Source organism: Agrobacterium burrii (assembly GCF_017313405.1).
GTDB classification, from domain to species: Bacteria; Pseudomonadota; Alphaproteobacteria; order Rhizobiales; family Rhizobiaceae; genus Agrobacterium; species Agrobacterium burrii.
Map to the genome: position 1 here is coordinate 18580 of NZ_JAFLNA010000019.1, position 13031 is coordinate 31610.

The 13031-nt window shown below is 55.7% G+C and carries 12 protein-coding genes; 2 read left to right on the forward strand and 10 right to left on the reverse strand.

Annotated features, from left to right (window positions below):
• Positions 1-30 precede the first annotated feature (30 nt).
• The 6 genes from JZX89_RS26005 to JZX89_RS26030 form a co-directional block, all read right to left on the reverse strand.
• A complete protein-coding gene (locus JZX89_RS26005; protein WP_207135812.1) occupies positions 31-1185 on the reverse strand; it encodes an ABC transporter ATP-binding protein in 1155 nt (384 codons plus the stop codon).
• Positions 1182-3137 (reverse strand): glycoside hydrolase family 127 protein, encoded by a 1956-nt coding sequence (locus JZX89_RS26010; protein WP_207135813.1) that lies wholly within the window; start codon positions 3135-3137, stop codon positions 1182-1184. Before JZX89_RS26010 ends, JZX89_RS26005 begins: the two co-directional genes overlap by 4 nt.
• Before the next feature lie 27 nt (positions 3138-3164).
• Positions 3165-4034: a carbohydrate ABC transporter permease gene (locus JZX89_RS26015; RefSeq protein WP_207135898.1), complete on the reverse strand. Its 870-nt coding sequence runs from the start codon at positions 4032-4034 to the stop codon at positions 3165-3167.
• Between the two features lie 5 nt (positions 4035-4039).
• A complete protein-coding gene (locus JZX89_RS26020) occupies positions 4040-4957 on the reverse strand; it encodes a carbohydrate ABC transporter permease (RefSeq protein ID WP_112403253.1) in 918 nt (305 codons plus the stop codon).
• Between the two features lie 83 nt (positions 4958-5040).
• On the reverse strand, positions 5041-6279 hold the full coding sequence (locus JZX89_RS26025; protein ID WP_207135899.1) for an ABC transporter substrate-binding protein: 1239 nt from the start codon (positions 6277-6279) through the stop codon (positions 5041-5043).
• 38 nt (positions 6280-6317) lie between these two features.
• The gene (locus JZX89_RS26030; RefSeq protein ID WP_207135814.1) at positions 6318-7334 is read right to left on the reverse strand and encodes a LacI family DNA-binding transcriptional regulator; all 1017 of its coding nucleotides are present in this window, start codon (positions 7332-7334) and stop codon (positions 6318-6320) included.
• A 638-nt stretch (positions 7335-7972) separates the two neighbouring features.
• Here JZX89_RS26030 and JZX89_RS26035 point away from each other — a divergent pair.
• Complete coding sequence (locus JZX89_RS26035) at positions 7973-8263, forward strand: hypothetical protein (protein ID WP_207135815.1); 291 nt, start codon at positions 7973-7975, stop codon at positions 8261-8263.
• A 198-nt stretch (positions 8264-8461) separates the two neighbouring features.
• Here the strand turns inward: JZX89_RS26035 and JZX89_RS26040 are convergent, their stop codons facing one another.
• Positions 8462-8812: a winged helix-turn-helix transcriptional regulator gene (locus tag JZX89_RS26040; RefSeq protein ID WP_207135816.1), complete on the reverse strand. Its 351-nt coding sequence runs from the start codon at positions 8810-8812 to the stop codon at positions 8462-8464.
• Between the two features lie 86 nt (positions 8813-8898).
• Between JZX89_RS26040 and JZX89_RS26045 the strand changes: the two genes are divergently transcribed.
• Positions 8899-9756 (forward strand): NmrA family NAD(P)-binding protein, encoded by an 858-nt coding sequence (locus JZX89_RS26045; protein ID WP_207135817.1) that lies wholly within the window; start codon positions 8899-8901, stop codon positions 9754-9756.
• Positions 9757-10207: 451 nt separating this feature from the next.
• Here JZX89_RS26045 and JZX89_RS26050 read toward each other — a convergent pair whose 3' ends face one another.
• The 3 genes from JZX89_RS26050 to JZX89_RS26060 all read right to left on the reverse strand — a co-directional run bounded on the left by JZX89_RS26050 (position 10208) and on the right by JZX89_RS26060 (position 12957).
• On the reverse strand, positions 10208-10519 hold the full coding sequence (locus JZX89_RS26050) for an ArsR/SmtB family transcription factor (protein ID WP_369809618.1): 312 nt from the start codon (positions 10517-10519) through the stop codon (positions 10208-10210).
• 997 nt (positions 10520-11516) lie between these two features.
• Positions 11517-12389, reverse strand: coding sequence for an MBL fold metallo-hydrolase (locus tag JZX89_RS26055; protein WP_207135819.1), 873 nt, complete (start codon positions 12387-12389; stop codon positions 11517-11519).
• A gap of 25 nt (positions 12390-12414) precedes the next feature.
• The gene (locus tag JZX89_RS26060) at positions 12415-12957 is read right to left on the reverse strand and encodes a cysteine hydrolase family protein (protein WP_207135820.1); all 543 of its coding nucleotides are present in this window, start codon (positions 12955-12957) and stop codon (positions 12415-12417) included.
• Positions 12958-13031 lie beyond the last annotated feature (74 nt).

Sequence of the window (13031 nt, forward strand, 5' to 3'; positions counted from 1 at the left end):
GTTTACCGGGTTATGAGGAGACGGCGTTCGTCATTCGATTGCTCTCGAGACGACCTCCCGCATGCGTTGGCCAGATGCGTCAAATATGTGCGTGTTTTGTGGGGACCAAGAGAGGTAGACGCGATCGGTTGGCTTTATGGTGGTGTTAGAACGATACTCGACGGTCACCGCTTGGCCGTCTGCCAGTTGGCAGTACAGATATTGAGTGCCACCCAAGAACTCGAGAAAATCCACAGTTGCCGGAATCTGGCCGCCATCGGACGCAACGGTTTGAACGGCAATATGTTCGGGTCGAATCCCCATCAAAATATCACCGCCACTGTGATCTTCTTCAAAAATAGGAAAAGGCGCAGCGAAGGGCGTGTCCGCCAACAAGACCGTTTGACGACCTGCATCTCTGGCCTTCAAAAGGTTCATGCGCGGCGAGCCGATGAAGCCTGCAACGAAGCTGTTGGCCGGATTTTCGTAAACTTCACGGGGGCTTCCAACCTGCTCGATGCGACCGTCACGAAGGACGACGATCATGTCTGCGAGCGTCATAGCTTCTGTCTGATCGTGAGTAACGTAGATCATCGTATTGCCAAGCTCTCGGTGGAGACGGGCGATTTCGATGCGCATTGAGACCCGCAATTCCGCATCAAGATTTGAAAGCGGCTCATCGAACAGGAAGACGTCAGGCTTTCGCACGATAGCCCGACCAATCGCCACACGTTGCCGCTGACCGCCGGAAAGCTGGCCCGGTCGACGGTCGAGTAAGTGATCCGTCTTCAGGATTGCGGACGCAGCACTGACTCGACGGTCGATCTCCTCCTGAGGAGTTTTCGCCATTTTCAGGCCAAAGCCGAGGTTGTCTCTCACACTCATATGAGGATAGAGCGCGTATGATTGGAACACCATAGCAATGCCGCGCTCCGATGGATCAAGGTCGGTGACGTCACGGCCCTTGATTTCGATCAGGCCGTCGCTCACCTCTTCGAGCCCCGCGATCATGCGTAGAAGCGTCGATTTTCCGCAGCCCGAGGGGCCAACAAAGACAGTAAAGGCCCCTTCGGGAATCGCAAGGTCGATCCCGTGGATGATGTCGAGGCTACCGAACGATTTGCGGATGCCGGAGAGTTGCACGCCACCGTTTTTTGCTGCGGCACTGTTGTCCGTCACCCCTATGGTGTGTGTGCTCGCGCTCATGCGGAGCCTCCTCGGCCATCCCGCATCCAGACGAGCATCTCGCCGGGCTCCCGATTGTCCCAGAGATGGTAAGGAACAAAGCGCGCCTTGACTTTCGTGGTTTCTGGCGGTGCCTCGCGATAGAGCGTGTGTCCCCAGTCAGCTTCGTCCCGGTCGGCTGCTATGTCCAGCGCTACGGCATCGTTCAGACCGGGGATCGTGCTCTCCGTCGCGTCGCCGAGTTGTCCGGTTATCGCCAACCGATTAAGGCCGGAGCCATTGTCGGTTTCCTCAGTGCAGTAAATAAGCGGTCCGCGTGCCAGCGCAACCCGACCGGCGTCCTGGCGGATCAACGGATTTGCGCTGAGTAACCGCGCGGCAAGCGGCAGGTTGAGCGTGATCTCGTCCTTGTCGGACCATTCGCGCTCGATCCGCGCATAGCCGTCGACCATGACCTGATTGAGATCGACGCTCGAACCATTTATCGACAGCTTCGCCCCGTCGCACCATGATGGGATCCGAAGCGAAACCGTGAACCGTGTCGGGCTAGCGATCCCAACCTCGAAACGGATGGCGCCATTCCAAGGGTAGCGCGTCTCCTGCGCCAAAATCACGTCTTCTTCCGATATCTTGAACCGGGCCTTGCCTTCACCATAAAGATGAACCGCAACCTCGTCGTCAGACACCGCATACATGTAGGAGCCGATGGAGGCGAGAAGCCGAGCGATGTTTGGCGGGCAGCATGGGCAAGGATGCCAGGTCCAGCGATGGTGCTTGCCTGCGCTTTCCAGTGGATTATCGTAGAAGAAGCGCGTTCCGTCGAGCGAGAGACCCACCATTGCGCCGTTGTAGAGCGCCTGCTCCATAATATCGGCATAACGGCGATCAGGGCCACGACCGAGCATGCGCGCAGCCCAGAAGACGAGGCCGACCGATGCGCAGGTCTCGTTATAGGCACTCTCGTTTGGCATGTCGTAATAGTCGGTGAAGCCCTCGTTCGCTGCCGATGGACCGATCCCGCCTGTGACGTACATCTGTTTGGTGACAAGGTCGCTCCACAGCGTTTCCAGCGCACCTGTGAGACTGTCGTCGCTATACTCTGTCGCGATGTCGGCCATGCCGGAATAGAGGTACATTGCCCGCACGGCGTGACCGACGACCTTGGTCTGCTCCCGCACCGGTTGATGGGACTGGTTGTATTCGAAGCTGTGAAAAACAAACTTCTTTGCCTCGCGACCGTCGCGTTTCGCTTCCTCGATAAAGAAGTGCGGTTCCCTGCCCCGTTCGTCGATAAAATATTTGGAAAGATCGAGATATTTCTGCTCGCCGGTCGCGCGTGCAAGGCGCACGAGAGCAAGTTCGATTTCCTCATGGCCATCATAGCCGGGAAGTTGGCCTTCGCCATGACCGAAAACCTTGATCATATAATCCGCAAAGCGTGCCATAACGTCCAGAAGTTTGCGCTTCCCCGTTGCCTGATAATAAGCGACCGCGCCCTCTATCAGGTGGCCGGCGCAGTAAAGTTCGTGAAAATCCCTAAGGTTCGTCCACCGGCGACCTGGCTGCACGCGCTGGAACCATGCGTTCACATAGCCGTCTTCGTCCTGCAGCGTCTCATAGAGATCGGCGATCTGGTCGACACGGGCTTCAAGCTCTGGGTTAGGCGATCGGAAGAGCGAATAGGCGACCGTCTCGATCGACTTGCCAAAATCGCTGTCCCAGAACATCTGGGTCGAACCGTCCCAGGGCTGTATTGGCAGCACGACGCCGGGACTTGGTTGTTTGACGTCGATGGCTCCGAGCATTCCGGCCTCGACGCAGCGGTCGAGTAGCGTCTTTGCCGTCGTTGCGCAAATGGCATCCTGCCGCTCTCCAAAAAGGCCGCCGAGCGTGACACTCGGGACCGGCAGCGGGCGGAACTTGCGATCCTTGCGGATCTGCTTCTGATTCTGGGTTTGAATGTTGTTATCCATGGCTTTCACTTTCGTAACGAGTAGACATCACTTGACGGCGCCGGCCATGAGGCCGCGCATGTAGTAGCGTTGGAGAAGAAGGAAGACGATCAGGCATGGGATGGTCATGACGGCAACGCCGGCTTGCACCGCTCCCCAGTTGACAGCGCCGAGACGACCGGCGCGCACGGCCATCATCAAGACAGGAAGCGTATATTTCTCGTTGCTCGACAGCAGGATCAACGCGGCCAGAAACTCATTCCACGCGTTTAGAAATGCAAAGATTGCGACGGTTGCGGCGCCTGGAAGGACCAGAGGCAACAGCACCCGCACGAGAAGCTTCAGATCGCGCGCTCCGTCGATCCGGGCCGCCTCCTCGATCTCCTTCGGCACCGCGTCGAAGGCATTGCGCATCATGAAGACGGAAAACGGCAATTGCAGCGTCACGTAGATCAGGGTCAACCCGAACAGCGAGTTGTTGAGGCCAAGCTTTGCCAGAATAATGAACAGCGGCGTCAGGATTGACTGGAACGGGATCATCAACGTGGCAATGATCAGGACGAACAGGACGTTTTTCAGCGGAAATCGATAGCGCGAAAAACCGTAGCCCGCCAGCAGGCTGACAAGGACGGTCAAGAACACTGTCGCAAGCGAAACCAGCAGCGAGTTAAGCATATGTTGCCAGATCCCGGCCCCGAAACTATCCAGCGATCCATAGGCGTCAAGACTGAACCCGTCTGTTGGCCATGGTGGCAACGGCGGAAGACCAGCCTCCGCTCCATGGCGGAAGGAGGAAATAAATGCGATAACGAAGGGTGCCAGGAAAAACAAGGAAATGGCAATGCCGGTGGCGTGATAGGCGCCGTTCGACCAAGCGGCTTTACGGGCACGGCGTTGCTTTGCGGGTGTCGCTTTAATGTTTGTCACGATTTTTCCTCCCGGACGCGCAGGAGCCAAAGCTGAACGATGCTGATGGCGACGAGAATGGCGAGCAGAACGATCGAAAGCGCTGCGCCGTAGCCGAGGTTGAACGACACGAAGGACTGGTTGAAGATGTAATAGACCACCGAGATCATCCGGTTCTGCGGCCCGCCTGACGTCATGATGTAGAACTGGTCGAAGGCCAGGATCGAACCGGTGACTGAAATGATCAGAGCCAGCGCGATCGTCTTGCGCATTAGGGGAAGCGTCAGGTGTCGGAAGCGCTGCCAGCGCCCCGCGCCATCAATCCGGGCGGCCTCCGTCAATTCAGTGGGAATGGCCTGCAGGCCGGTTAGGAGAATGATCATAGTGAAGCCGGCAATTTTCCAGACGACCATGATGACAATGGTGAGAAAGGCGCTGTCGAACGTGGCGAGCAGGTTTGGGCTCTTGTCCACCCAGCCCAGCATCCTTAGAGCCGGTCCGATGAAGCCGCTGTCGACATTCGCAAGCCAGACCCATAGCAGCGAGGCCGTCGCAAGGCCGACGACGACCGGCAGGAAAATGACGGTGCGGTACGCGCTCACGAAGCGCCGCTGCTTCTCGACGAAAATCGCCAGGGGAAAGGCAACGGCGAAGATCGCGATCGTAACGACGATAGTATAGTAGGCGGTAAACTGGAGTGCGGTCAGAAAACGTGCGTCGTTGAGCATGCGGGCGTAATTTTTCAACCCAATCCAGCGGGTTCCGCCCATTAAAGGCCAGTTGTGCAGACTCATCCACCCCGTGAAGATGACCGGAATGACGAAGAATGCTATGACGAGCGCCATGGCGGGCGCAATATAAACCAGTCCGTGCCAACTCGTCTTACGGGAGCGGCGTCGTCTGGGCGCTAGATTGTTTGGACCGGATATTGTCATCCAGATTCTCCGCTGACGGGTGATGAGTGGTGGCCGGAAGGAGGGCTTTTCCTTCCGGCCACAGAGCGGTACAGTCGGGAGGATTACTGGCCGCTATCGATGATTGACTGCATCTCGCTCTGCGCCGATGCAAACGCGCCGTCCACATCGTCACCAAAGATCGCTGCACTGACGAAGGTTGCCCACGGACCGTTCGCGCTGTTGATCAGATCGTTGAACTGTAACGTATAGGGCGTCTTCGCGACTGCAATTGCGGCGAGGCCGACCTGCAGACGTGGATCGAGGCCCTGGAGGACGCTATCTGCGATATCTCCCCGCGTCGGCAGGCTTCCATACTTCGCCATGATCTTCTGGCCATCTTCGGAGTAGATATATTCGAGGAATTCCTTGACTGCGGAAATCTTCGGCGTGTTCTTGGTGACGACGAAGTTATCTCCGCCGGCAAAGGATGACGTTCCACCGGTGGCACCGGGGATCAGCGTTACTCCGAAATTGATCTCGGGATGTTCCGTCACCAGCGATCCGATAGCAAAGGCTCCGAGACTTTGCTGTCCGATCTTTCCGTTGGTGAACGAGAGGAAGTTCGTGCCGGTGTCCGTGGCAGCGCCGGCTGACACCAGATCCTTTTTCACCATATTGCGGTAGATATCGACGGCTTTGCGCATCTCCGGCGTATCAAGCGTCGCCGTTTTACCGTCGGCAGTCACGATGTCGGCCCCGGAACCCCAGACAAGTGGAGTGAAGGTGAAAATCATACAGCCGCCGCAACCACCGCCAGAAAAATAGAAGCCGTAGGTGTCGTCACCGAGGGCTCTGATCTTCTCGGCATTCGCGGTGATCTCGTCCCAGTTTGTCGGCGCCTTTTCCGGGTCGAGACCGGCTTTCTTGTAGAGATCCTTGTTCCAGGCGAAGACCGATGTCTCAACAGAGAGCGGCAAGCCATAGATGCGGTCCTCGTAAGTGCCCAGCTTGACGTGCGATGGCGACAGCGAATTGAAGTAGGGCAGAGACTTTGCCCAATCGGTGAGGTCCTCGAGTTGTCCCGCAGCTGCGAAGGCGGGATTGTAGATCAAGTCCATCGACAGCGCATCGGGCGCCTGGCCGCCAGCAACTGCAGTTGCGTATTTCTGCACCAGTTCCGAGAACGGCACTTCAGTCATCGCGACCTGATGCTTGTGGCTTGAATTATAGGATTCGACGGTTTTCTTGAAAGCCTCGCCGACGCCTGTTCGGACCCACATGTTGATGGTTTCGGCCAAAACAAGGCTAGGACTCAGCGAAAGCGCGAGCAGGCTCGTAGCAGCAAGAAGTTTTTTCATAATGATTTCTCCTCCAATTTGGCGCTCCTCGCACCGGTTTTTTAGTCCTCAAGGCTCCCCGCCCCGCACGATTGCCGCACGACCAACCGGCATGGCAAAGTTCTGACGCCCGGCTCCACCGGCTGACCTTCAGCCAGCGCCAGGATTGTCCGACCTGCCTGACGGCCCAGTTCTTTCAGTTCCATATCCACGGATGTTAATGGCGGCCGCGTCTGGCTCGCGACAATCTCCCAGTTATCGAAGCCGACCACCGCCACGTCTTCTGGGACGCGTACGCCACGCTCGCGCAGGGCATCCATGACGCCGCGCGCGATCTGGTCGTTGCCGCAAAAGACCGCATCCGGCTTTTCGCCATCTAACGCCCAAATCCGGTCGACTGCGTCCCGCCCCCAGGATTCGGACCACTCCCCGAAAAGAACAACGGCATTCTCTCCGGCGACGGCGCGAAAGGCACTGCAGCGCTCACGCACCGAGAAGAAATCCTCCGGGCCAGTGATATGCGCGATCTTGCAACGCCCCTGCTCCATCAGCCATTCAACCGCCAGCGTTGCACCCTGGTAATCGTCTGACCGGAAAGAGACACTGCCCGGTCCGCCCTCGGTAAAAGCGTACACAACCGGTACCGGAACATTCGAAAGGTCGATCGGCAGACTGCGGTCGACGCGCTTGCCAGTCGCTATGATTCCATCGACCTGCTTGTCGAGCATCGCATCCACGTGAATCTGCCCGAGCGCCGGATTGTCCTCGATGGCGCACAGAAAAACCGAGACGCCACGATCAACGAGAGCTTCTGAAACTCCCGCCATGACCGGCAATGTGAAACGTCCATATGTATCGTTCGTCAAAAGACCAATAGTAAAGCTTCGCTTGGAAAGCAGACCTTGCGCTAAAGCGTTCGGCCTAAAACCGATTTCACGCGCCAACCTTTTCACGCGCTGGCGCGTCTCTTCACCCATTCGACCTGTGTTGTTCAGCGCCTTTGATGCGGTCGAAATACTCACACCCGCCATTGCCGCCAAGTCACGGATCGTCTGTCGGCCGCTGTTATTGCTCATCATCAAATCTCCACCTCGTGATTGAGAAAACCTTTTATCAAAACTATTGTCAATTGAGAAAACGTTTTCTCAATGTTTTTTGCGGTTGCGACTAACATGAGGTCAGACGGTAACCCTCGGAAATTGCTTAAACGGCAGAGGGACTTCAAATATTGCCACGCCTTTGCGGGCATGACGGATTGAGCATGAAGCGACCCCGTTTTCGTGTTCGACAGCGATGCTGGCGCGACCGCGGAAGGCGAGGGTCCTTGCGGATGTCCTTATCCTGCCGCCCGTGCTGAACGCCGATTCGACCGATGCTGCTGCGGCCCTAGCACGTTGGCTATGGGGGCGCCATGACGAGGTTTCGGTGTGTGCCGGGGCGTTCCTTCTGGCGGAAGCCAATCTTCTGACCGGTCGCTGGTCATAGCCCAGTGGGAATCTGCTGACGACTTCCGCAATCGCTTCCCTAATGTAGAGCTCGACATCGATCGGCTGAAGATCGACATCGTTTCAGTCGGAGGGTTAACGGCACGCACCGATCTCAGATTGGAGCTAGTGGAGCGTTTCTTGGCGCTTTGGTGATGGCGATGACCGCGCGTATGCCCGCTAGTTGATCTACCGGAACGCGAGCAGCGCTACTACAGCGGGTTTCCGCGCAAATGACCAACAGCGGCGCAGCCGTCGCCGAGGCACCGCGTTTTCTTCAGTCAAATGAAGGCGAAATGCTGGCTTGGACCTTTGCCGACCAGGCCGCGCTGGAAGGATGGACTAGCCGGCGCCGCTTTCAAAAAGCCATAGGCATGACCGCGACCGACTACGTTCAACGCTTTCTGGTCGCAAAGGCGCAAGAGCTGTTGAATTCAACCATCATCGAGAAGAACGCACGCCTTGGAGGTTGTTACTCCGATGCGAGTGCGTTTCGCGAGATTTTCTTCGAATCATTGGCTTGACGCCAAGAGATTATCGCCAGCAACTTGGAGCGTAGGTACGTCACTCGCGGATGAAGAGCGGCTGCACAAAAACTTCAGTAGCTACAGGACTGTCAATGGATGGCCCTTGCACGTGGCAATTGTCGCTTCTTCGCCGATCGAACACTGACACGACACGTCGAGTTACTCTTCAACTTCGCGAGCAAGTTCTCCGCGCTGTTATTCGGCAAGCGGGATAGTGCTGCTGTTGAGTACTCTATCAGGAAGCGCATCACCCCAGTCTTTCATGGCATAAAGAATATCGTGCAACGAAAGTCCAAGGTCGGTCAGTTCGTAGACGACACGGGGAGGCGTTTCTGCATATGCCATGCGCGTCACCAGACCATGCTCTTCAAAACGCCTCAGGCGGTGGGTCAGCGTGTGTGCGCTGATACCGGGCAGCATGCCGCGCAGCTCGGTAAAGCGCCGCGGCCCGCCTAGCAACTCACGGACGATCAACGTTGCCCAGGGACCGTCAAGAAGCAGTAGAAATCGCTCGACCCCGCAGCATGGCAGTTTTTTCGCTGTCATGAATTTTCTTCCAATAGTGCATTTGACGTAACTGATGCAGATAATGCACCAATGGCCTCCTACCTGCAACTGCAATGGAGCAAGCAATGTCATTCATTATTCATGGCGCCACTGGAGCACAAGGCGGTCCACTCTTTGACCTTCTGCGATCTAAAGGGCAACCCGTGCTTGCTGCGGTCCGAGATCGGTCCAAGTTCGGCGGGAAACCTAGCATCGCGATCGACAACAGCTCACTGGACTCATTGGTGGCGGCCTACACTGGATCGGATGGGATCTTTTTCCATCTCCCGCAGGCGCCAGAAGCTCTACGCATCGAGTATGCGCGCAATTTCCTGGAAGCGATCACCGAAGCCAAGGCCAAGCGCGTAATCGTTTCGACCAGTGGCGCCGTCATCGACCAGCCCGGATCGTCGGCTCAGGTGCCTGATGACAGTGCTATGGGAATACTTGTGCGGGGTATAACCGCAAGCCAGATATCCCACGCCATCGTGGCCCCTAGGCTCTACCTGGAAAATCTCCTCCTGCCCATGGTATTGGGTGGTGTAAAACAGAATGGTGTTCTCGCTTATCCGATAACTGCTGCTCTTAAAGTATCCTGGAGTTCCCACCTTGACATCGCAGACGTTGCCGAGAAATTGCTCACGGATCATGCGGTCACCGGTATTGTCGGCGTTGGACACCTCCCCGGCTTGCGTGGCGCTGAACTGGCGGACGGGTTCGTGGCCCGGTTCAATCGGCCCGTTCAATTCGAGGCACAGTCACCGGAGGACTTCCGCAAATTGCTGGAACCCATGTTGGGTCCGGCCTCCACCAATGTCGCCGCCTTCTACTTCGCGCTCGCCACACTCGATGAAAATGTGATCGCGGAAGAAACAAGTGCGCAGCGACTTATCGGCCTCGTCCCGCGTAGTGTCGACAAATGGTTGGCTGACGTATCCGCCTGACCTCCGAAATACTGGCGAAGGTCGCCTCGACTCGGTACGAGGCGACCGAAGACTAGCTAGGAACGAATGGTGCTGTTAGGCGATTTACTACAACTGTGGCAACACGCGTACCGGTCGCTTTTTATTGCTTTACAGCTTCGACCACGAAATACTCGACAACGGTTGTGAAGCTCGAGCGATGAACTCATTCCGCCAATTGGGTGCACGGATGGAAACGTGGCAAGCATTGTATAAATGACGAGATTCTATGACCTGAACCCTTTTACACCGGATTCCGCTTGACCTCCTCATTCTTGGTCCAACCGGGACGTGTTTGAAATCCAGACATCTGATCCACGTGATCACCCGAGCGAATTTTTTATGCCGGTAAGCAGCCCCCTTGGCTCAATTATGTCAGCGTGACCGTTTATGACATTCCCCTATCACCGTATCCCAGCGAAGACCCTTGATTTTAGCAGTCCGGATCAGGTTCGACGGACAGTGGCAGCTTATGCAACATTTCCAGAAACCTCTCGATCGCCACGGAGTCGCAAGAATAGTATACTGTCTGGGCTTCGCGTCTTGTCTTTACGAGACCGCTAGTTCGCATCAGGGCAAGATGCTGTGATGTGGCAGATGGACTGAGGTCGGTCATGTTTGCAAGCTCTCCGACTTGAATTTCGGTGCTCAAGAGCAGCCGAAGCATTGTTAACCGCTTGCTATTTGCAAGTACAAAAAGAAACCTCGCGGCCTCGTCGTAATTGGATATTTTACAGCTTTGCACAATAAATCGTCTCGCGGTTATTCATCTTTGAATTGGGATCGTCACAAGCGCCATAACTAAAGCTTAGGCGACCTCATTGACGTTACTGGGCGCGGAACGGCTGACGAGCTGAGGATGTGTTCTCTTCCTCCTGTCGCTAGCCCCGGAGTGTTAGCAACAAATACGCTGTGTGCTTTGGAGGCTCGACGCAGCCTACAACCGGCGTATCCAAACCAGCAGGCGCAATCATGAACCGGACCTTTTCGCCAACGCGCTATTATGGCTTTTCGCTTTGCTGCTCAGTACCCCCTGACGAAAAGCGATGGATCTTATCGAGTGAAACGACGGCATATATTTTATCTAGGTCGACACCCTGCCACATCTCAAAGAGTGCCTTTCGAATTGCGCGTTGGCGCATCGCTTTTCGTGTAGCGCATTTTTGGATTATGTCATTGAGCTCCATGCTCTTTGATCTCCTCCGATTTTGGTGATAGCGAACTGAACGACATCATGTCCTTTTTCACAATTCCAACGGCTGCCCGCATCATGCCTTGTAGCCGCGTCAACGGTGCGCTCGTCACATCCGAGCAACAAGATCAATATCACTCAAAGCTGGAGCGTGACTTAATAATATACTGAAAACTCTGTAATATATTTGAATATATTTCTTATTTTGTTGCGTTCTTTTTACATTTTTTCGCTTTTTGTATTTTTCATCCGCATATGTAATACGTTCCAGTCAACGGCGCTGATTGGAAGATATTAAGCCGCATTGATTTCAAACAGAAAGATCATGTCCCAGAAGCTCGACGTGCGCTATGTCAGATAGTGGGAATCATCCGAGATGTCCTTTTCAGTGCTCACTTAGATGGTTGACTTCAGGCGCCGGTGCGATTGAGGACTATCCGCGCTCGCCTGCGAAGACCTGCGCCTCGCTTAGCGGCGCATGGAACTAGCCTAGGCGAGCACGGATAGTTATCCGATCTGTCCGTGGTTGCCCAGAACAACGGGCGTCACCCTAGACAATAAGGGTTTCTCCATCACCAGGAGTGCGTAGCTTGTCGGCGAAACCTTCGGCACGAGCGAAAGCCCGAAGCTCGGCTCGGCTCACAGTACAGTGATTCACGGCTTCCATATGGCTCCCGATCAGGAGAGTTTCAGGGGCGGCATTGTGGACCGATAAAACATCCTGCGTTCCCATGATGATGCCGCCCTCAATGCCGACGATCATTGCGTAGCCGGTGTTCAGGATCGCTGCATCCGGTCGGTACGTTTCAAGAGCCGTCGCCACCTTCTCGTGCCAGATAGTGTCACCGGCCAGGTAGATAGTCTTTAGGTCGGCATGCTTGAACACGACACCGCACGCCTCACCGAGAAGTTTGCCGATTTTCGCGTAATGTTCTTCGGTCCCGTGACGTCCACCGGTTTTTATAAGCTGGACCCCTTTGAAGGTGGACGTGTCTGAAAGCACGCGAACGTCGGAAAAGCCCTGTTCCCGGATGATTGCAGCATCCGCGTCGTTCTGCGCGAAAAGAGGCAGTGTTTTCGGCAGAACCTTGCGCGCGTCCTCATCCCAATGGTCTTCGTGCAGATGAGTGACAATGACCGCGTCAACGTCAATTATCTCTTCCTTTGTCATAGGAAGGTGCACGAGTGGATTGCGTTCTTCGCTGTTCACTGTGCCTGCAAAGCCTGGCCACGAGTGCCGTTCAGAAAGCATCGGATCGACAAGGAAGCGAACACCGCCATAAACGATATGGATTGTTGCATTGCGAATCTGCGTGATTTTCACACTGCCCTTCGACGCGGCAGCAACCTGCGCGCTTGCCGGAATGGCGCTTGAAACAATCGCAGCGCCCGAAAGGGCAAAAAGCTCTCTGCGTGTGGTCATCGGTAAATTTCTCCTGAACTGGACGTTAGCGAGCGAGGAAGGCGTCGGTCGAGATCACCTCGCCATAGCCAAAGGAAAGCGCTGCCATCAGCGCCGCATGGACCTGCGCTGCTGGAGTGATGATGCCATCGAAGGTCAGATCGAGCGTTGCACAGGCATCGTGGATCGTCGTCGTTTTGTAGCCAATATCATTGGCCGCACGCACCGTCGCATCGACGCACATATGGCTCATCGCGCCGACAACCACGACTTCCTCAACGCCCTTTTCCTTGAGCAAATCGCTCAACCCCGTATTGCGGAAAGAATTAGGGAAGTTCTTGGTGATGACGGGCTCGTCATCGTTTGGCAACACGGTCTGGTTGATCTTAACACCGTCGCTGCCGGGCACGAAGAATGGCGCACCGGGCGCCTCGTGGCGAATGTTGACAATCAGGTCACCTTTCTGCCGGGCATGAGCCATAATGCGCGCGGCATTGGCCGCGGCGGCGTCGATGCCGTGGAGTGGGAGGTTGCCCGACGGCCAATATTCATTTTGAAGGTCAACGACCAGAACAGCTCGATTTGACATGCCGAAAAATCCTTTCAGAGTTGATTGATGCTTGCCGCGACTATTGTTTTAAGCCACTTTTCTCGCAATTGGCG

Coding starts and splice junctions, on each gene's coding strand:
- JZX89_RS26005 (WP_207135812.1), bottom strand. CDS start 1,185: ATGAGCGCGAGCACACACACCATAGGGGTGACGGACAACAGTGCCGCA.
- JZX89_RS26010 (WP_207135813.1), bottom strand. CDS start 3,137: ATGGATAACAACATTCAAACCCAGAATCAGAAGCAGATCCGCAAGGAT.
- JZX89_RS26020 (WP_112403253.1), bottom strand. CDS start 4,957: ATGACAATATCCGGTCCAAACAATCTAGCGCCCAGACGACGCCGCTCC.
- JZX89_RS26030 (WP_207135814.1), bottom strand. CDS start 7,334: ATGATGAGCAATAACAGCGGCCGACAGACGATCCGTGACTTGGCGGCA.
- JZX89_RS26035 (WP_207135815.1), top strand. CDS start 7,973: ATGACCAACAGCGGCGCAGCCGTCGCCGAGGCACCGCGTTTTCTTCAG.
- JZX89_RS26040 (WP_207135816.1), bottom strand. CDS start 8,812: ATGACAGCGAAAAAACTGCCATGCTGCGGGGTCGAGCGATTTCTACTG.
- JZX89_RS26045 (WP_207135817.1), top strand. CDS start 8,899: ATGTCATTCATTATTCATGGCGCCACTGGAGCACAAGGCGGTCCACTC.
- JZX89_RS26055 (WP_207135819.1), bottom strand. CDS start 12,389: ATGACCACACGCAGAGAGCTTTTTGCCCTTTCGGGCGCTGCGATTGTT.
- JZX89_RS26060 (WP_207135820.1), bottom strand. CDS start 12,957: ATGTCAAATCGAGCTGTTCTGGTCGTTGACCTTCAAAATGAATATTGG.